This window comes from Vreelandella populi (genome assembly GCF_003989825.1).
Lineage (GTDB): Bacteria > Pseudomonadota > Gammaproteobacteria > Pseudomonadales > Halomonadaceae > Vreelandella > Vreelandella populi.
Genome location: NZ_RZHE01000008.1, coordinates 303,406 through 322,492, shown reverse-complemented (window position 1 = coordinate 322,492; position 19,087 = coordinate 303,406). Strand labels below are relative to the sequence as shown.

The 19,087-nt window shown below is 56.7% G+C and carries 14 protein-coding genes; 6 read left to right on the top strand and 8 right to left on the bottom strand.

What is annotated here, in order from left to right:
• The first annotated feature begins 19 nt into the window (after positions 1 to 19).
• The 3 genes from ELY25_RS11060 (at position 20) to ELY25_RS11050 (ending at position 3,442) form a co-directional block, all read left to right on the top strand.
• Entirely contained in the window at positions 20 to 889 is an 870-nt protein-coding gene (locus ELY25_RS11060; protein ID WP_126951337.1) for a D-hexose-6-phosphate mutarotase, read from the top strand.
• 118 nt (positions 890 to 1,007) lie between these two features.
• On the top strand, positions 1,008 to 2,396 hold the full coding sequence (locus tag ELY25_RS11055; protein WP_126951336.1) for a YcjX family GTP-binding protein: 1,389 nt from the start codon (positions 1,008 to 1,010) through the stop codon (positions 2,394 to 2,396).
• Positions 2,393 to 3,442 (top strand): YcjF family protein, encoded by a 1,050-nt coding sequence (locus ELY25_RS11050; RefSeq protein ID WP_126951335.1) that lies wholly within the window; start codon positions 2,393 to 2,395, stop codon positions 3,440 to 3,442. The genes ELY25_RS11055 and ELY25_RS11050 overlap by 4 nt, the downstream gene beginning before the upstream one ends.
• Before the next feature lies 1 nt (position 3,443).
• On the opposite strand, the gene ELY25_RS11045 is transcribed toward ELY25_RS11050, so the two are convergent.
• Positions 3,444 to 4,253, bottom strand: coding sequence for an HAD family hydrolase (locus ELY25_RS11045; RefSeq protein WP_126951334.1), 810 nt, complete (start codon positions 4,251 to 4,253; stop codon positions 3,444 to 3,446).
• 160 nt (positions 4,254 to 4,413) lie between these two features.
• Here ELY25_RS11045 and ELY25_RS11040 point away from each other — a divergent pair, with 160 nt between their 5' ends.
• Positions 4,414 to 6,354, top strand: a complete 1,941-nt coding sequence (locus ELY25_RS11040) for an exoribonuclease II (RefSeq protein ID WP_126951389.1) — start codon at positions 4,414 to 4,416, stop codon at positions 6,352 to 6,354.
• A gap of 80 nt (positions 6,355 to 6,434) precedes the next feature.
• On the opposite strand, the gene ELY25_RS11035 is transcribed toward ELY25_RS11040, so the two are convergent.
• The gene (locus tag ELY25_RS11035; protein ID WP_126951333.1) at positions 6,435 to 7,616 is read right to left on the bottom strand and encodes an extracellular catalytic domain type 1 short-chain-length polyhydroxyalkanoate depolymerase; all 1,182 of its coding nucleotides are present in this window, start codon (positions 7,614 to 7,616) and stop codon (positions 6,435 to 6,437) included.
• Between the two features lie 23 nt (positions 7,617 to 7,639).
• Positions 7,640 to 8,056 (bottom strand): CopG family transcriptional regulator, encoded by a 417-nt coding sequence (locus tag ELY25_RS11030; protein WP_126951332.1) that lies wholly within the window; start codon positions 8,054 to 8,056, stop codon positions 7,640 to 7,642.
• A 382-nt stretch (positions 8,057 to 8,438) separates the two neighbouring features.
• Here ELY25_RS11030 and ELY25_RS11025 point away from each other — a divergent pair, with 382 nt between their 5' ends.
• Both ELY25_RS11025 and ELY25_RS11020 read left to right on the top strand, forming a co-directional pair.
• Complete coding sequence (locus ELY25_RS11025; protein ID WP_126951331.1) at positions 8,439 to 9,557, top strand: N-acetylglucosaminyl phosphatidylglycerol synthase; 1,119 nt, start codon at positions 8,439 to 8,441, stop codon at positions 9,555 to 9,557.
• Positions 9,558 to 9,582: 25 nt separating this feature from the next.
• A complete protein-coding gene (locus tag ELY25_RS11020; protein WP_236995702.1) occupies positions 9,583 to 10,584 on the top strand; it encodes a glucosaminyl phosphatidylglycerol flippase in 1,002 nt (333 codons plus the stop codon).
• Between the two features lie 106 nt (positions 10,585 to 10,690).
• Here ELY25_RS11020 and sucD read toward each other — a convergent pair whose 3' ends face one another.
• From sucD to ELY25_RS10995, 5 genes are all read right to left on the bottom strand, one after another.
• The gene (sucD, locus tag ELY25_RS11015; protein ID WP_106373463.1) at positions 10,691 to 11,563 is read right to left on the bottom strand and encodes a succinate--CoA ligase subunit alpha; all 873 of its coding nucleotides are present in this window, start codon (positions 11,561 to 11,563) and stop codon (positions 10,691 to 10,693) included.
• A complete protein-coding gene (gene sucC, locus ELY25_RS11010) occupies positions 11,563 to 12,729 on the bottom strand; it encodes an ADP-forming succinate--CoA ligase subunit beta (protein ID WP_106373464.1) in 1,167 nt (388 codons plus the stop codon). Before sucC ends, sucD begins: the two co-directional genes overlap by 1 nt.
• Positions 12,730 to 12,876: 147 nt before the next feature.
• Positions 12,877 to 14,313, bottom strand: coding sequence for a dihydrolipoyl dehydrogenase (lpdA, locus tag ELY25_RS11005; protein ID WP_126951329.1), 1,437 nt, complete (start codon positions 14,311 to 14,313; stop codon positions 12,877 to 12,879).
• A 126-nt stretch (positions 14,314 to 14,439) separates the two neighbouring features.
• Positions 14,440 to 16,005: a 2-oxoglutarate dehydrogenase complex dihydrolipoyllysine-residue succinyltransferase gene (gene odhB / locus ELY25_RS11000; RefSeq protein ID WP_126951328.1), complete on the bottom strand. Its 1,566-nt coding sequence runs from the start codon at positions 16,003 to 16,005 to the stop codon at positions 14,440 to 14,442.
• Positions 16,006 to 16,044: 39 nt separating this feature from the next.
• Complete coding sequence (locus ELY25_RS10995) at positions 16,045 to 18,876, bottom strand: 2-oxoglutarate dehydrogenase E1 component (RefSeq protein WP_126951327.1); 2,832 nt, start codon at positions 18,874 to 18,876, stop codon at positions 16,045 to 16,047.
• Positions 18,877 to 19,087 lie beyond the last annotated feature (211 nt).

The following is a 19,087-nucleotide window of genomic DNA, read 5'->3' as shown; positions in this document are numbered from 1 at the left end:
TCCCTTTTAAGGAAAACCCATGATCCCTGATTCTCTTGCCAACCTCATCGCCCATACAGAAGGCCAGCAGACGGCTAACTGGGAAGGACGTGATGTAGTGCTTTTCAATATGCCCTGGGGTGAGCTTGCGATCAGTTTGCAAGGTGCTCAGGTGCTTCATTTCAAGCCCCAAAATGATACTGACTGGCTGTGGGTAACACCGACACCTGAGGCTCTGCCGGGCACCCTACGCGGTGGCATCCCGCTATGCTGGCCCTGGTTTGCCGACGAGCGTTATGCCGATGAAAGTGCCGAGCGCAACGGTCCGTTCCATGGGTTGGCGCGTCAGGCGGCCTGGCGCCTGGACGCCGTCGATGAGCACGCTGAAGGTATCGAAGTCCACCTCTCCCCTGACCAGCGCCTGCACAGCCAGCTAACCGCGCGCGTGGTCATCCAGGCTAACGCCCAGCGCTTGAATGTCGAGCTGATCAGCGAAAACATTGGCGATACACCGGTGAAGACCAGCGGCGCGCTGCACACGTACCTGGCTGTTAACGAGGTGCATAACTGCCGCCTTGAGGGCCTTTCCGGCGCGCGCTATCTGGATAAACTGCGTGATTTTGCCGAAGCCGAGCAGCAAGGGATCCTGGCGATACGCGGTGGAATCGACCGCATCTATCACAGCAACGAAGCGGTACTGCTCAATGACGGCGTGCGCAGTCTGCGTATTGCCAAGCAGTCGAGTGACTCAACGGTTGTATGGCATCCCGACACCGCACTGCCAGGCGATACCCCCGCAGACGCCGCGCGTCACTTTGTGTGCGTTGAAGCCGCCAACACGCGCCTCGACCCGGTCTGGCTGGTACCCGGTGCGCAGCATCTTCTGGGCACCACGCTAAGTCGCGGTTAATGCACGGTTCACGAACCTTTGGCTATGCTGTTAACGGGCATAGCCGGCTCGACTGCCGGTATTGAAAAAGCGCTTAACCACCTGATGGCGTTATGATGAGAAAAAAGGGAGTACCTGGATGCGCCAGCCGTTAAGCCGCGAACTGAGTAATTTACTGGAGCGGGGACGCGACCGTCAGCTGCGCCTGGCGGTAACGGGTTTATCCCAGGCAGGCAAGACGGCGTTTTTAACCTCGCTGGTAAACCAGCTGCGTCACGCAGGGGTTGAAGCACAGCTGGACCTGCTGCCCGCCGCACGGGATGGCCGCCTGCTGGGGGCCCAACGGCTTAACCAGCCGGATTTGGGCGTGCCGCGCTTTCCTTACGACCCAGGCATGGCGGCTCTGCGCGATACGCCGCCGCGCTGGCCTGAGCCTACCAGGGGTATTAGCGAACTACGCCTTCAGCTACGCTACCGCCCCGCCCAAAGCAGCTGGTTTGCGCCGGACATCGCCCACCTGACGCTTGATCTGTTTGACTACCCAGGCGAATGGTTGCTCGACTTGCCGCTGTTGCAGCACGACTTTTACAGTTGGTGCCAGGCGCAACCGCTGCTTGAAGGCGAGCAGCGGCGTGCGCTGTTTAACGAATGGCTCGACGCGGTCGCATCTCTAGACCCCGCTTCGGATGCCGACGAAGCGCAACTGGCGCAACTGGCGGAGATGTATGCACAGGGATTACGCCGCGCCAAACAGGCCGGTTTTTCCGATCTTCAGCCAGGGCGTTTTTTATTGCCCGGCGAGCTTTCGGGCGCCCCCGTGCTGCAGTTTTTCCCTCTGCCGCACCTGGATGCTCCAAAAGAAATGCTCGACACCCTGCCCGACAGCAGTCTTTACGCCACGCTTGCCGCACGCTTTCGCTACTATCAGCAGCAGGTGGTACGCCCCTTTTATCGCGATCATTTCAGGCGCTTTGATCGCCAGATTGTGCTGGTTGATGTGCTGGGCGCGCTTAACGCCGGGCCTGAGCGGTTTGAAGACCTGTCCCGCGCGCTGCGCCAGTTGATGCAGAGCTTTGACTACGGCAAGCGCAGCCTGCTTTCGCGGCTGTTTGCGCCCAAGATTGACCGCCTTGCCATCGCCGCCACTAAGGCGGATCACGTAACACCCGACCAGCACGGCCACGTGGTGCAGCTGCTTGAAGCGCTTCTGGCCGAGCCGCTTAAAGACCTGCGCTTCGCCAACGTGCCGGTCAAGGCGCTTTCGCTTGCAGCCATTCGCGCCACCGAGGCGCGTGAAGTGGTGCACGACGGCAAGCGCTCCTCGGCACTGCGCGGCACTACCCTTGAAGGCGAAGACGTGCTGGTCTACCCGGGCGATGTACCCAACCGCCTGCCCAACGCCGATTTCTGGCAGCACCAGGGCTTTGACTTCCCGAGCTTCAGACCGATGCCGTCCTCTTCTGATGCGCTTTCGCATATCCGCATGGATGCCGCCATTGACTGGCTGATTGGAGATAAACTCGCATGACCGACCCGCAGCCACGGCGCCACTTCAGCCTGGACGACACCCCTGAAAGCGTCACCGAGCGCGAACGCTTGCGCCAGCGCGAAATATTCGCGGCAACCGACGACGACCAGCCGCTGGTGACCGCCGCTGAGGAGCAGGCGCTTCCAGCAGCGAGCCTAGGCACGCCGCGCAAGCGCCGCTGGGGGCTGATGTTTGCGCTGGCCGGTGGTGCCACGCTCGGCACCATCGAACTTGCCACCGGCATTCCCGAGGCGCTGTCGCAATCAGCGTGGATGAGCGTGGCGTGGCAGCTGTTCGGTATCAGCCTGATTGGCTTGGGCGGAATGTCGCTGCTCAAGGAGCTGTGGCGGTTGAAGCGCCTGAAGCGCCACGACCGGCTGCGCCGCGACCTGACCGAACTGCCCCAGCGCTCGCCCAGCCAAGCCCAGAAGATGGCCGAGCAGCTGCGCCAGCAGTTAAAGCTATCTGAAGATGATCCACACTGGCAGGCCTTTCAGCGCGCCTGCCAACCGCACCATAACGGTGAAGAGATCCAGGCCCTGCTGCGCCATCACCTGCTCGCCCCACGCGACCGCGAAGCCCAGCGACTGGTCACTCGAATGTCCGGGGAAACCGCCATCATGGTGGCTATTAGCCCGCTGACGTTGGTGGACATGGCCCTGGTGGCCTGGCGCAGCCTGGTCATGGTCGACAGGCTGTGCCGGCTTTATGGTCTGGAGCTTGGCTACGCCAGCCGCCTGCGCCTGTTTCGCAACGTGCTGAGCAACATGGCCTTTGCCGGCGCCAGCGAGCTGGCCACCGATGCCAGCATGGACATGCTATCGCTGCACCTGGCCGGCAGGCTTTCCGCTCGGGCAGGTCAGGGGCTGGCCACCGGGCTTTTAAGCGCCCGTTTGGGGCTACGCGCCCAGCGCCTGTGCCGCCCAGTCGCGTTCACGCCTGAAGAGCAGCCCAGAATGGCTGACCTGCGCCAGGATCTCTGGCGCCAGATCAAGCGGTTGGATAAGGAGCCTGCTTCCGCTCCGCGCCCTCATCAGGAACGCTGATTCAGCCGTTGGCAGGCAGACCAAAACGCTCGCGTAGCAATACCGCTACCGCCGCTTCACCGTGGTGGCCGATCTGCCGCGCGGCACTCAGGTGCCCGGCCATGTCGGGGTGCGAGTTGAGCATGAAATGCGGCTCGCCCACCAGGCTGAGCATCTCGACATCGTTCAGGTTATCGCCAAAGGCCAGGCAGTGTTCAGGCGCAATGGATATACGCTTGAGCAGAGCCGCCAGCGCCACGCCCTTATTGACGCCGCCGGCCATGATCTCAAGCGAATCGCTGGTTGAGTAAGTGACGTGCAGCGAGCCGTCACTGCTCTCGCGGATCGCGGTTTCGATCTTGAAAAGCGCATCAGGATGGCCGCCGTAAAGAATCTTGCCGATACCTTCAGTAGGCATCTGCTCAGGCGGTACCACCTGATAGACAAAGCCCGTGGCGGCGTGCATTTCCAGGTGTCTTGGCGACTCGGCATCGATATACCAGGCATCGTCCATATACAGGCTTAAACGCACGCCTTCTGGGCGCGGCAGCTGGATCAGCGCTGCGGCTTGGCGGGGGTCTATATGGTTGGCATCCAGCAGCTTATCGGCCGGGTCGTGGGTGTAGGCGCCGTTACTGCTGATCAGATGAATGGGGACATCAAGCTCATCTCGGAACACACGCATGTCGGCATAGTGGCGGCCCGAGGCAAGCACTAGATGGTGCCCATGGCTCACAAGTGTTCTCAGTACCTCAATGGTGTCTGCGTGTAATCGATGATCGCTGCCTAGCAGCGTGCCATCCAGATCCGAAACAATCAGCCGCGGTGTCATAGCATGCTCCCCATAAATGAATGGTTAGCTTAACCGATCCCGCTCTAGCGAGGTAAAGCGTTGATGTGGGTTAACCATCACCAACTTCCGCAGCGGATAATTGGCGCGGCCTTCGGGAATCCGTATAGTGGCAAGCTACTCTCGCCAACTGATTGACCTCATGCTTCAGAATAATTCCCTGCTTGCTCAGCTCAAGCAACAGATTCGTGACACCACCCCGCGCGCTGAAGGGGTGATTAAAGCTACCGAGAAAGGTTTTGGCTTTCTCGAAACCGATAACGGTGAATCCTATTTCGTGCCGCCGCCCGCCATGAAGCAGGTGCTGCATGGCGACCGCGTAGAAGCGGTGATTCACGAAAACGGTGACAAAAAGTCGGTCGAGCCCGAAAAGCTGATCGAAGCAGGCCTTGATCGCTTTGTCGCCCGGGTTCAAAAGCGCGAAGGCCGCTTGGCCGTGGTGCCCGATCACCCCTCCATCCGCAACGTGCTCAAGTCACGTATTAAGAACAGCTTGGATGAAGACAGCATCAGCGACGGCGACTGGGTCGTTGCCCGGCTGGTCCGTCACCCGCTTAAAGAGAACGATCGCGGCTTCTTTGCTCAGATTGATGAGCTGGTGGCCAAAGCGGATAACCCCGCCGTGCCATGGCGTGTAACCCTTGCCCGTCATGCGCTGGAACAGGAGTGCCCGGATGCCGGTAGCGACTGGCCACTGCGCGATGAAGGCCTGACGCGCGAAGATCTGACCGCCCAGCCCTTCTTTACGATCGACGGTGAAAAAACCCGCGATATGGACGATGCGCTACACGTAAGCGTGCGCCCCGAAGGCGGCTGGCAGTTGAGCGTCGCCATCGCCGACCCCACGGCCTATGTGGAAGAGGGCCATGCCGCTGATCTGGGAGCCCGTACCCGCGCTTTTACGGTCTATCTGCCTGGGCAGAACGTGACCATGTTGCCCGAGCAGCTGGCCGACGACCTGTGCTCGCTGTGGGAAGATCAAGAGCGCCCGGCGCTGGCCTGCACATTGAACATCAATGCCGATGGCAGCCTGGGTGACTATCGCTTCTTCGCGGCTAACGTGAAGTCTCATGCCAAACTCGTTTATGACAACGTCTCCGACTGGATCGAAGGTCAGGGCGACTGGGCACCGGCGGACAACATTGCCGAGCAGCTGACTGCCCTGCGCGAGCTGACCGAAGCGCGCACCGCATGGCGTAACGAGCACGCTCTAGTCTTCAAGGACCGCCCGGACTACGTGTTTGAGCTGGATGAAGCGGGCAATGTACTGGCGATCAATACCGAAGAGCGGCGCATTGCCAACCGCATGATCGAAGAGTCGATGATTGCAGCCAACGCCTGCTGTGCAGACTTCCTGGCAAGCCATATCGGTCACGGTATCTTTAACGTGCACCGTGCCTTTGAACCGGAAAAGGCCGAAGCGGCGCAAGAGTTCCTGGCCAGCCAGGAAATCACCGTTGATCGTGAAGCACTGACCGAGCTCACTCATTATAAAGAGCTTAAGCGCGCGCTTGAGAGCCGTGACGACGCTTGGCTAGATGCCCGCCTGCGCCGTTTCCAAGGCTTTACCAGCATGTCCGCTCAGCCCGGCCCGCACTTTGGCCTTGGGTTACCCGCTTACGCTACCTGGACCTCGCCAATTCGTAAGTATGGCGATATGGTCAACCACCGTTTGATCAAACGCGTGCTGAAAAGTGAGCAGGCCCCGGCTGAAGCAAGCCAGGCGTTAACCGAGCAGCTCACCGAGCGTCGCCGCCTGAACCGTATGGCCGAGCGCGATGTAAAAGACTGGCTCTACGTGCGCTTTTTGACCCCGGCTGCACAAAATCAGGATACGTTTGAGGCCGATATCATGGCGATCAACCGCGGCGGTATGCGCGTGCGCCTGATTGAAAATGGCGCAACCGCGTTCGTGCCTGCCCCCTTGATGCACAGCGACCGTGACAAAGTCGTTATCGATGATAAAGAAGGACGCATTCAGATCGAAGGCGAAGAACGCTATAAGCTGGGTGACAGCCTGCGCGTCGCACTGGTGGAAGCTCGCGAGGAAACTCGCTCGCTGGTGGCCAAGCCTGCCGAATAAACAGGCCAAGCACTCGAAATAGAAACGGCGGCGCCCTCAGGCGTCGCCGTTTTTTTGATGATCATCGTGACCACAGCTGATTAGCACATAGTATCTTTTTGACGGTGCTGCATGAAAAAGCGCAGCATTTCTTTTGTTGCATCAGGCCCCTTCGGGTCAGTGTAACTTCCCTTCGCGCTTCCCCCGGCCCAAGCGTGGCCGGCACCGTGTATGCGCCATTGCTCCAGGCGCGCCTCGCCAAGGGTATCGTGATAGACCGTGCGTGTATAACCATGGCCGCCCGCCACCCGCCCCTGTTCCGCGTTAATATCCCTCTTGGTCTTTGTGACGGCGTATTGCGCCGCCACGCGTTCGGCGTTGCTTAGGTGAACGGTCGTGTCGCGGTCGCCGTGAAAAATGATGGCTGGCACGTCTGAGGAGAAGCGTCCCGCCTGCGTTGACGTGCCTCCCTGCATGGCGGCCAGGGCATCGGGCAGGCTCTTGGCCACGCCATGAGGCAACCCGGAGTGAACACCCACTGCCGCAAAGAGATCCGGGTAATTCATCGCCAGCGTTGTCGCCATAGCCCCCCCGGCAGAAAGGCCCGCCACATACACCCGTGAGGCATCAAGTCCCTGGGTTTGAATAATCTGCCGGGCCATGCCTGCCAGAATTTCGGGCTCCCCACCTTCACGCTGCTGGTCTTCAGCCTTGAACCAGTTCCAGCATTTGGAGCTGTTGACACTTATCGGCTGGGCCGGATAAAGCACGCAAAATGACTGCTCCTCGGCTAGTTGATTCATATTGGTTCCGGCCGCGAAATCATCAGGGTTCTGCGTACAGCCATGCAGCATGACCACAAGAGGCATCGCCTGGCCGTGATAGCTACTCGGCAGAAAAAGCTTGTAATCCCGCGAACCCGCTCGATTGCTGAAACTACCTGCGGTAAAGGCACCCGGCCTTGCTTCTTCAGAACGGCCAGGTGTAGGGCTGGGCTGCGCCATGCCTTGAAAGCTGGACCATTTATCGGCCCAGGCTGATGCTTTACGGGTACGCTCATAGGAGGAAGAGGAAGGCGTAGGTTTTACTGTTGAAAAATCTTCGTCAACAACCTGGCAGGTACTTTCATACACGTTACCCGGCTGAGAAGAAGCTTTTGGTGCCTGCTGGCTTTTGACGTTATCCCCAGCACCTTGAAGCAGCGCCATGGCTTCACTCAATTTTCCGGCGCGGGTAAGCCGCGTCGCTTCTTCCATTCGTTTGGTCATGGTGGCATCGATCATTATCAAAGCCCCTCTTCAGTACATCAGTGGATGCGATCAGCAAGAGCGGCCTTCACCGCTGCGCTTGCATGCAGAGCGCCTAGCACTACCACCGATTCAATGGTAGCAATGGCAAGCTCGGGTGATACGTCATTAGCAATGCTGGCCATACCCAACACCTGAATCTGCAACATCTCTCCCGCTGCCTGCAGAGCTTCCAGATCCTCGCGGCTATAGTGTTCAAGCCCCAGTACGAAAGCCTTGCGGGTTACTGTCTCTTTAACGACCTCAGAATGGGTCGCTAGCTGATTACGAATGGCCGTACGAATCAAATCGGTTCGATTGGAATAGAACCCTTCCTGAACAAGAAGATCGATTTGACCCAGATCGATAACGCCTAGATTGATAGTGATCTTTTCACTGGAGTCGCCAGACTTACGGCGCAGTTCATGCACGCTCATATTTACTTCCTCATTTTTAACAGCGGCTGACTGCCGGTTAACAGCGTAATAACGATATTAAGCCAACCAACTATGCCATCCATATACCATCTATATGGATGGTCAATAGATGGTAATAATAGACCTTGCTTGGCAGACGTCAAGGTATAAGAAATATTTCATTAATAAGCGGGAGGTTAAATACGCTAAAAAAAGGAGGAAAAGCGTAAGAAGATGAGAAAAAACAGTCTTATAAACTACTTGTTACGTAAGCTTGAACGGTACTTTTGAAAACAATGCTGACGGCTGCCAGCGTGGTTAATAGCCATCAGCACTTGTCGTATTACTGACTTATTTCTACTTTATGGTAAACCCATGACACCTTTATGGCTTGGAGGTTACTTTGCACATTGCCGATGTGACTATGTTTCATGCACCCTCCAGTGGTGGCGTACGCACCTATCTTCAGGCCAAGCATCGCGTCATGAGCCGCTATCCTGACTTTCGCGCCAGCCTGCTGGTTCCCGGCGCCGAACGCGATAGCCTGGGTGATCTGCATACTCTGCCTGCACCGCGACTTCCGCTTGGCCAGGGTTACCGCTTTCCCGTACGTCGTACGCCATGGCATCAAGCACTGGTAGATCTGAAACCGGACCTTATCGAAGCGGGCGACCCTTATGTAACGGCCTGGGCAGCCCTTTCAGCGGGCCAGCAACTGGGGGTACCGGTGGTGGGGTTTTATCATTCTGATTTGCCGCGCCTGATGGGTGACCGCTTTGGCAAACGGGTATGTAAACGACTTGAACGTTATGTCGTGGACCTTTACTCGCGCTTTGATAGTGTTTTGGCCCCATCTCAAGCCCTGGCTAACCAACTAATGGAATGGGGCGTTGCTAATGTGCGGGTGCAACCGCTGGGTGTTGATATTGAGCGCTTCCATCCCAGCGCCCATGACCCTCGTATGCGCAGTTCGTTGGACATCGACCCCGATAAGCGTCTGCTGATCTTTGTGGGCCGCTATTCGCGCGAAAAAAATATCGATGTGCTGCTGGCCACCATGCGTCAACTGGGTGACGACTATCACCTTTTACTGATAGGCCCAGGCATGCCGCGCCAAGTGCCTGCCAACGTGACGGTCATTGATCGTTGCTGTAACGCCCATGAGGTTGCCCGGGCTCTTTCCAGTAGTGATGCCTTCCTGCATGCTGGCACCCGTGAAACCTTTGGTTTGGTGGCTCAGGAAGCGATGGCCTGTGGCATTCCTGTTATTGCAGCCAATACCGGAGCCTTGGCTGAAAATGTCCCTTTGGGGGGTGGTATACTTTGTGAACCACTTGACCCTGGCGCCATGGCGGATGCTTGCCGCGCTCTTTTCCGTCGCGATATTGTCGCCAGCGGCCACTATGCGCGCCGTCATGTCGAGCGTAACTTCAACTGGGATAAGGTGGTCCGCGATCTGATGGATCATTATCAGACGCTACACCAGCCCGAGACACTAACTCATCATGCAAAAATCGGTTAAGCAGCGCGCGTGGCAACGATGGCCCTTGCATTTGCTCTTCGTTATTCTGGCGCTGGCGGCGCCACTGTTGCTTACTCACTGGATAGGGGGGGATGCTGCCTGGAGCGCGCTGTCATCGTTTCCCTTTTCCATCTTTCTGGCCATGCTTGCCCTGGCAGTGCTGTGCTGGAATCTGAACGCCTGGCGGCTACGTCTGTTGCTGAACGGCCGTGCCGGTCCTATGAACCAGCGAAGCGCTCTAGGCATCGAACTTGCCTCCAAATGCGCCCTCTGCGCAACACCCGGTGGTAGCGGCGGGCCTGCCGTCCTGCTGGCGCTTCTGGCGCGGCGAGACCTCTCTCCTTCCAAAGGGGCTGGCGTATTTTTGATCGACCAAGGATTCGACTCACTATTTTTTATCAGTTTATTGAGCGGGTTGGTCGTGTATACCTTGTCAGTTGATACGGGCTGGCCTTATCAGGCCCTGATTCGGTGGTCATTGGCGGGGTTACTGGCGGCGATTGTGCTGGTGTCACTTTGCCTTTGGACATTGCCTCGCTGGCGTATTGGATCGCCTGGACGCAGGTCTCTTTTTGGGCGCGCGTGGCAACGTAAACTGCTTCGCCGCTATTTACGGGCTCGCCACACCTTTCTGCGCACGCTCAAGCTTCCCAAGCGTGTGCTGGGTACGGTGTTGGTACTGACAATGATGCATTGGTTCGCTCGCTATAGCCTGTTGTATCTCGCGGTGGCCGGTGTGGGAGGAAATATTGATTGGCTCTGGACCTTCTTCACCCAAATGCTAGGCATGGCAGCTAGCCAGTTCAGCTTCCTGCCAGGCGGGGCCGGTACTGCCGAGATCGGCGTCAGCGCTTTGTTGATGCCCTTTTTAACGACGGCCCAGGTTGGCGCCGCGGTATTGATCTGGCGGCTAGTCTCTTATCATCTTTACATTCTGGCAGGTGCGCCGGTACTGCTATGGTTCGGTTTTCGAAGCCTACGGCAGCGCTCTTTAGCACTTGAGTCTGACATTGGCCGCCCCGGGTAATGATTAAGCCCTAACTGCATGGCTGGCTGGCGTAGAACGCCAACACGAAGGCAATAAAAAAGCACCCCGAAGGGTGCTTTTTTTGACGCGCCAGGTAGAACGTGACTTACCAACCAGTCACTTCTTTCAGCGCATCGCCAATTTCCGCCAAAGAACGAACGGTTTTAACACCGGCGTCTTCCAGGGCAGCAAACTTCTCGTCAGCGGTGCCTTTACCGCCGGAGATGATCGCGCCGGCGTGGCCCATACGCTTGCCAGGAGGTGCAGTTACACCGGCAATGTAGGAAACAACAGGCTTGGAAACGTGATCCTTGATGTAGGCCGCCGCTTCTTCTTCCGCCGTACCGCCGATTTCACCGATCATGACGATCGCTTCGGTTTTCGGATCCTTCTCGAACATCTCTAGGATATCGATGAAGTTGGAACCCGGAATCGGGTCGCCACCGATGCCCACACAGGTAGACTGACCGAAACCGTGGTCAGTGGTCTGCTTGACGGCTTCGTAGGTCAGGGTGCCAGAACGGGAAACGATACCTACGCGGCCCGGCTGGTGGATGTGACCCGGCATGATACCGATCTTGCACTCACCGGGAGTGATAACACCCGGGCAGTTCGGACCGATCAGGCGAACGCCCAGCTCGTCGCATTTTACTTTTGCTTCAAGCATATCGAGGGTAGCGATACCTTCGGTGATGCAGACAATCAGCTTGATGCCGGCATTAGCGGCTTCAAGGATAGAGTCTTTACAGAACGCTGCCGGAACGTAGATAACGCTGGCTTCTGCACCAGTTTTCTCGACCGCCTCAGCAACGGTGTTGAAAACGGGCAGGCCCAGGTGCTCCTGGCCGCCTTTGCCCGGCGTAACACCGCCGACCATTTGCGTACCGTAGGCAATCGCCTGTTCGGAGTGGAACGTGCCCTGGCCACCAGTGAAACCCTGGCAGATGACCTTGGTGTTCTTATCGATCAGGATGCTCATTACTTGCCCTCCGCCGCTTTAACGACCTGCTGAGCCGCATCGGTCAGACTGGTAGCAGCGATAATGTTCAAACCGCTAGATGCCAGTTTTTCAGCACCCAGCTCGGCGTTGTTACCTTCCAGGCGAACGACAACCGGCACGTTGACACCCACTTGCTCAACGGCACCGATAATGCCTTCAGCAATCATGTCGCAACGAACGATACCGCCGAAAATGTTAACCAGAACGGCTTTAACATTGTCGTCAGACAGGATGATCTTGAACGCTTCTGCAACGCGCTCTTTGGTCGCGCCGCCACCAACGTCCAGGAAGTTGGCAGGCTTGCCGCCAGACAGGTTGACGATGTCCATGGTACCCATGGCCAGGCCAGCACCGTTAACCATGCAGCCGATGTTGCCATCAAGCGCTACGTAGTTAAGCTCCCACTTCGCTGCATCGGCTTCACGCTGATCTTCCTGAGAAGGATCGCGCATGGCTTGCAGGTCCGGGTGACGGTACAGTGCGTTGCTGTCGAGGCCAAGTTTAGCGTCGAGGCAGTGCAGGTTGCCTTCGTCGGTGATGACCAGCGGGTTGATTTCCAGCAGTGCCAGATCCTTGTCATGGAACAGCTTGGAAAGACCCAGGAAGATCTTGGTGAACTGCTTGATCTGGTCACCTTTCAGGCCCAGTTTGAAGGCCAGTTCGCGCGCCTGGTAAGGCTGTGCGCCTACCAGCGGATCGATCTCGGCTTTCAGAATCTTTTCCGGTGTCTGCTCGGCAACCGTTTCGATTTCCACACCACCTTCGGTCGAGGCCATGAAGACCACACGACGGGTAGTACGGTCAACCACGGCACCCAGATACAGCTCATCGGCGATATCGGTGCAGGTTTCAACCAGAATCTTGGCAACCGGCTGACCTTTTTCGTCAGTCTGATAGGTTACCAGGTTCTTACCCAGCCACTGCTCGGCAAACGCCTTTGCTTCAGCCGGATCTTTAATCAGCTTAACACCGCCCGCTTTACCACGGCCGCCTGCGTGCACCTGGGCTTTAACCACCCACATGTCGCCGCCGATCTTTTTGCAGGCTTCTACTGCTTCTTCGGGAGTGTCCACGGCAAAGCCTTTGGACACTGGCAGACCATAATCGGCAAACAGCTGTTTGCCTTGATACTCGTGAAGGTTCATCGATTCATGCCATTGGTTGCATGTGACTCGAACGATGGTCAGATCAATTGACCTGGCCATCCCTGTACTTTCGGCGGCTATTTTACAACACAGCCGAAAGCGATGCGCCACCTGGTGGTGGCGCTTGGTGGTTACCGCTGAACTTATTTAACGCTTTTTACGATTGGCCATATGAATAGCGTGGCCTTCCACCGCCAGAGCGGCTTCATGAATGGCTTCTGACGTGCTCGGGTGGGCATAGCAGGTCAAGGCCAGGTCTTCAGCACTGGAGCCGAACTCCATAGCGATAACGCCCTGAGCAATCAGCTCACCGGCGTGCTGGCTGACGATATGCATGCCCAGAATGCGGTCTGTTTCGGCATCGGCAATAATCTTGGCCATGCCTTCAGGCGCATTGTTGGCAAGCGCACGGCCGTTGGCCGAGAATGGGAAGGAGCCGGTTTTGACTTCGATGCCTTTCGTTTTGGCATCCTGCTCGGTCATCCCTACCCAAGCCACTTCAGGCGAGGTATAGATAACGCTGGGAATGACGTCATAATTCATTTCGGCCTTATGGCCAGCGATGATGTCAGCCACCATAACGCCTTCTTCTGACGCTTTGTGAGCCAGCATCGGGCCACGCACACAGTCACCGATCGCATAGACGTTCGGCACGTTGGTGCGGCACTGGTCATCGACAAAGATAAAGCCGCGCTCGTCCAGCTCAACGCCTACGCCATCGGCAATCACGCCCTGGGTGTAGGGACGACGGCCGACGCATACGATCAGCTTGTCGAAAGTCATTTCCTGCTCGCCGTCGCCGTCGGTGTACTTGACGACAACTTCGCTGTCCTTGACCTCAGAACCGGTAACCCTTGCGCCCAATTTGATATCTAGGCCCTGCTTTTTAAGCAGCTTTTGGGTTTCTTTGGCGATCGCACTATCAACCATCGGCAGGAAACTGTCCATGGCTTCAAGAACGGTAACCTCAGCGCCCAGGCGCTTCCACACGCTACCCAGCTCAAGGCCGATAACACCGGCACCGATTACGCCAAGACGCTTGGGTACTTCAGTGAATTCAAGCGCGCCGGTAGAGGTGACGATAAGGTCATCGGTCAACGGGGTCGGCGGAATTTCAACCGGCACGGAGCCTGCGGCGATAACAATATTGTCAGCAGTGTAGGTAGTGGCATTGCCATCATGGTCGGTCACTTCAACTTCTGTTGAAGAAGTAACTTTGCCTTTACCTTCCAGCGAGGTAACGCCATTCGCTTTGAACAGTGCGCTGATGCCGCCCACGTTCTTGTTGATGACCGAGTTCTTGAACTCGAGCATTTTAGCGATGTTAGCTTTCGGCTCGTCGACCTCAATGCCCACTTCAGCAAAGTGGTCGCGCGCTTCAACAAACTTATGTGATGTTTCAAGCAGCGCTTTAGAAGGAATACAGCCCACGTTCAGGCAGGTGCCGCCATGAACGGTTTTACCTTCTTTATTGACCCATTTTTCAACACAGGCCGTTTTCAAACCCATTTGAGCTGCGCGAATGGCAGCAACGTAACCGCCAGGGCCAGCGCCAATAACGATCACATCAAACTTGTCAGCCATGTTGGCTCCTTTAGCTTGGTGGCTTCCCTCCCGTCTAAAACACCAGGAGGAAAGCTGTGTGCGACTGCATAACAATGGTGGCGCGTACGATAATATCAATACGCGAAGATACTTTACCTGTGTATCTTAGATGTCCAGCAGCAGGCGTGCCGGATCTTCCAGCAATTCTTTAATCGTTACCAGGAATCGAACAGCGTCTTTCCCATCGATCATGCGGTGGTCATAGGAGAGCGCCAGGTACATCATCGGACGAATTTCGACCTTACCGTCAACCGCCATCGGACGATCCTGGATCTTGTGCATACCCAAAATGGCCGTTTGCGGCGGGTTGATGATCGGCGTCGACATCAGCGAACCAAACGTACCGCCGTTGGTGATGGTGAACGTACCGCCCATCATGTCGTCCATACCCAGCTTGCCATCACGGCCACGCTTACCGAAGTCGACAATCTTGCGCTCAACGTCAGCAATTTTCATGCTGTCGGTATCGCGCAGAACCGGCACGACCAGGCCACGGTCGGTGGATACTGCAACGCCGATATCCTGATACCCGTGGTAAACAATGTCGGTGCCATCGATTGAGGCGTTAACATCCGGGAAGCGCTTGAGTGCTTCAGAAGCGGCTTTTACAAAGAAGCCCATGAAGCCCAGTTTGATATCGTGAGCTTTCTGGAACGTATCCTTGTACTGAGCACGCAGGGCCATGATCTCAGTCATGTCCACTTCATTATACGTGGTCAGCATGGCGGCCGTTTGCTGGGCCTGTACCAGACGCTTGGCGATAGTTTGACGCAAGCGGGTCATCGGTACGCGCTTCTCAGTGCGCTCACCTTCAGCAACCGGAGCAGCGGCTGCCTTGGCCGGTGCGGAAGAAGACTTCGCCGCTTTCTTGGCAGAGCCATCTTTTACCGCTTTCTGAACGTCTTCTTTCAGAACGCGACCGCCCTTGCCAGTGCCTTCGATCTTGGCAACGTCAAGGTCATGTTCGGCAATCAGCTTACGCGCTGCCGGAGCGACAATTTTGTCGCCGATCTGCTCGTCGCTGGCACCATCGTCGGCAGAAGCTGCAGGCCTATTGTCGGTGGCGTTAGCATAATCGCTGCCGCCGCCTTCGACGAAGGTCGCCAGAATCGCTTCGGACTCTACCTGGCTGCCCTCTTCGGCCTTGATTTCCTGGAGCGCGCCGTCAGCCGGCGCTACCACTTCAAGCACTACCTTGTCGGTTTCGATATCGGCCAGCACTTCATCACGCTTAACTGGCTCACCGACCTTCTTGTGCCAGGTAGCCACGGTGCCTTCCTGGATAGACTCAGGGAAGCTTGGGGCCTTGATGTCATGCTGCTTACCGGCGCTGGCTTGCTGCTCTTTCTGGCCGTCAGATTTCTCTTCAGACTTTTCAGCGCTGTCATCGCCAGAAGATTTCTCTTCTTTTTTCTCGCTGTCGCCAGAAGCGCTGCCTTCACCGATCTTGCCAAGTACCTGATCAGACTGAACGGTATCGCCCTCTTCGGCCATCACGTCAGTCAGGACACCCGCCTCCGGTGCAACAACTTCCAGCACCACTTTATCGGTCTCGATTTCAACAATCAGCTCGTCGCGTTCGACCTTATCACCCGGCTTTTTATGCCACGCTGCCACACTACCTTCGGCAACGGATTCCGGAAAGGTCGGCGCTTTGATCTCGATAGCCATGTCGTTTCCCTTATATGTTCTCTAAATCCGGTGGGCGCTTTATAGATTAAAAGCGTCTTCCACCAGCTGGCGCTGCTGTTCAGTATGAACGGACATGTAGCCCGCTGCCGGTGCGGCAGAGGCAGGACGTCCTGCAAATTTCAACTCGCGTCCCAGGCCATCCTTGAGCATATCAGCCACTGTACGCATGTGGTGCTGGCTTGAATACCAGGCGCCCTGATTCAAAGGCTCTTCCTGACACCAGACGATATCTTCCACATTGGTATACGCCTGAAGTACTTCCAGAAGTTCTTCTTTCGGGAAGGGGTAGAGCTGCTCAAGACGAATGATAGCCGTATCGTTACGCTCGTTTTCAGTGCGCCAGGCAGCCAGGTCGTAATAGACCTTGCCCGAACACAGCACAACGCGGGTGACGCTTTCAGCCGTTAGATCCGCCTGATCGGGCAGTACCATCTGGAACTTGCCATAGGCCAGATCTTCAAGGCTCGACACCGCTTCCTTGTGACGCAGAAGCGACTTGGGCGACATGACGATCAGCGGTTTACGCAGCGGGCGAATAACCTGACGACGCAGCAAATGGAAAATCTGTGCAGGCGTTGTCGGTACACATACCTGCATGTTGTGCTCGGCACACATTTGCAGGAAGCGCTCAAGACGTGCTGATGAGTGCTCTGGGCCTTGACCTTCATAGCCATGGGGCAACAGCATGGTCAGGCCGCACAGACGGCCCCACTTGCTTTCACCGGAGGAGATGAACTGGTCGACCACCACCTGAGCCCCGTTGAAGAAGTCACCGAACTGAGCTTCCCAAATGACCAGATCATTGGGCGCTGTTGTCGAGTAACCGTATTCAAAGGCCAGAACAGCTTCTTCCGACAGGAAGGAGTCATGGATGGTGAAACGCGGTTGACCATCGGCCATGTTCTGCAGCGGTACGTAGGTAGAACCATCTTTCTGGTTATGCACTACTGCATGGCGGTGTGAGAACGTACCGCGGCCAACATCCTGTCCGGTAATCCGGATCGGGTGGCCTTGGTCAAGCAGCGTGGCGTAGGCCAGGGTTTCCGCAAAGCCCCAGTTCATCGGCATGCCGCCCGCCTGCATCTTGCGGCGGTCTTCGTAGATCTTGGAAACCTGACGCTGTACTTCGACCCCGTCAGGGATCTCGCACATCTTTGCCGCCAGCTGTTGCAGACGCTTCATATCAATTGAAGTATCGGCATCGCCGGACCACTCATGCCCAAGATACGGCGCCCAATCCACAAACAAGGATTTGTTGGGTTCCTGCACCAGCGCATTAGCAACATGGTTACCTGCCACCAGATCATCGCGATACGTTTCCGTCATCGCCTTGGCGTCGTCTTCAGAAAGAACGCCTTCCTCAACCAGGCGCTTGGCATAAAGCGTGCGCGAAGAGGCATGATCCTTGATCTTGGCATACATGAGCGGCTGGGTGCCTGACGGCTCATCCGCTTCGTTATGGCCACGACGGCGATAACAGACGAGGTCGATCACCACGTCTTTCTTGAACTGCTGACGATAATCCAGCGCTACCTGCGTAACGTGCAAGACCGCATCCGCGTCGTCGCCGTTTACATGGAAAATCGGCGCCTGAACCATCTTGGCAATATCAGTGCAGTATTCGGTCGAGCGTGCATCCATCGGATTGGATGTCGTAAAACCCACCTGGTTGTTGATCACGATATGCACAGTGCCGCCCGTTTTATAGGCGCGCGTCTGGGACATCTGGAATGTCTCCATGACCACACCCTGGCCGGCAAAGGCTGCATCGCCATGCACATTGATGGGCAGTACCTTGTCGCCATCCGGATCGTTGCGGCGGTCTTGACGCGCGCGTACGGAACCTTCGACTACCGGTGCGACAATTTCCAGGTGCGACGGGTTAAACGACATGGCCAAGTGGACTTCGCCACCCGGTGACATGACGTTGGAGCTGAAGCCCTGGTGATACTTCACATCGCCAGAACCACGTTCGATCACCTTTTTGCCGTCGAACTCGTCAATCAGGTCAGCGGGGTTTTTACCCAGAATGTTGACCAGTAGATTCAGACGACCGCGGTGCGCCATACCGATAACGACTTCCTTTGTACCGTAACCGCCGGCACGCTGGATAAGCTCGTCCATCATCGGTACAAAGACCTCACCACCTTCAAGACCAAAACGCTTGGTGCCTGGATATTTAGACGCCAGGTAGTTTTCCAGCCCTTCAGCAGCGGTCAAACGCTCAAGCACATGCTTGCGCACATCGTCGCTGAATTTAGGCGCACTGCGTACTGATTCGAAGCGGCGCTGTAGCCAGCGTTTCTCTTCGGTGTCCACAATGTGCATGAACTCGCAGCCGATGGAGCGACAGTATGTCTTCTCCAGCGCATCCACGATGTCACGCAGCGGGGCCGTATCAATACCCAGGAAAAACGAACCGGTCTGGAACTCGGTATCAAGATCAGCTTTTGTCAGCTGATGAAATGACAAATCGAGATCAGGGACGGGGGTGGGATTGCGCAGCCCAAGCGGATCGATGTCAGCCTTCTGATGACCACGAAAGCGATACGCGTTGATCAGCTGCAGGACTTTCACCTGCTTTTTGTTCTCACCGCTGTCGGCTGCCGCCGCAACACGTCCGGGACGACTTTCTCGACCCAGCTGGTAGAACTGATCACGAATGGGGCTTAGTGGAACATCGTGGGAGGCACTGCCCTCACGCGGTAGCTGGTCAAAATAGCTACGCCATTCATCAGGGACAGCATCAGGATCGTCGAGGTACTGCTCGTAAAGCGCTTCCACGTAGTGGACATTGCCACCACTAACGTGAGAGGAACGCCACATTAACTCCATTATGCCTTGTTGCATCTCTCGGTCACCCTGCACTGATGGGGTGGTATCGGCATCGCTGCAAAAAACAGCGACATCGCTATTGCCCTGCCGGCGGGGCGGGACATTTGCCGGCGGCGCCGACCTGAGGCCGGAAGCCCTACTAATCTAGTGTTTCTCTATCAGTTCATGCTCAAAAGCCGGTACGCACAGCACCGGCTTTTAAACTTGACTGGTCAAAGGTGCGACG

Coding starts and splice junctions, on each gene's coding strand:
- ELY25_RS11055 (WP_126951336.1), top strand. CDS start 1,008: ATGCGCCAGCCGTTAAGCCGCGAACTGAGTAATTTACTGGAGCGGGGA.
- ELY25_RS11030 (WP_126951332.1), bottom strand. CDS start 8,056: ATGAGCGTGCATGAACTGCGCCGTAAGTCTGGCGACTCCAGTGAAAAG.
- ELY25_RS10995 (WP_126951327.1), bottom strand. CDS start 18,876: ATGCAACAAGGCATAATGGAGTTAATGTGGCGTTCCTCTCACGTTAGT.
- ELY25_RS11040 (WP_126951389.1), top strand. CDS start 4,414: ATGCTTCAGAATAATTCCCTGCTTGCTCAGCTCAAGCAACAGATTCGT.
- odhB (WP_126951328.1), bottom strand. CDS start 16,005: ATGGCTATCGAGATCAAAGCGCCGACCTTTCCGGAATCCGTTGCCGAA.
- ELY25_RS11045 (WP_126951334.1), bottom strand. CDS start 4,253: ATGACACCGCGGCTGATTGTTTCGGATCTGGATGGCACGCTGCTAGGC.
- lpdA (WP_126951329.1), bottom strand. CDS start 14,313: ATGGCTGACAAGTTTGATGTGATCGTTATTGGCGCTGGCCCTGGCGGT.
- ELY25_RS11050 (WP_126951335.1), top strand. CDS start 2,393: ATGACCGACCCGCAGCCACGGCGCCACTTCAGCCTGGACGACACCCCT.
- sucC (WP_106373464.1), bottom strand. CDS start 12,729: ATGAACCTTCACGAGTATCAAGGCAAACAGCTGTTTGCCGATTATGGT.
- ELY25_RS11060 (WP_126951337.1), top strand. CDS start 20: ATGATCCCTGATTCTCTTGCCAACCTCATCGCCCATACAGAAGGCCAG.
- ELY25_RS11035 (WP_126951333.1), bottom strand. CDS start 7,616: ATGATCGATGCCACCATGACCAAACGAATGGAAGAAGCGACGCGGCTT.
- sucD (WP_106373463.1), bottom strand. CDS start 11,563: ATGAGCATCCTGATCGATAAGAACACCAAGGTCATCTGCCAGGGTTTC.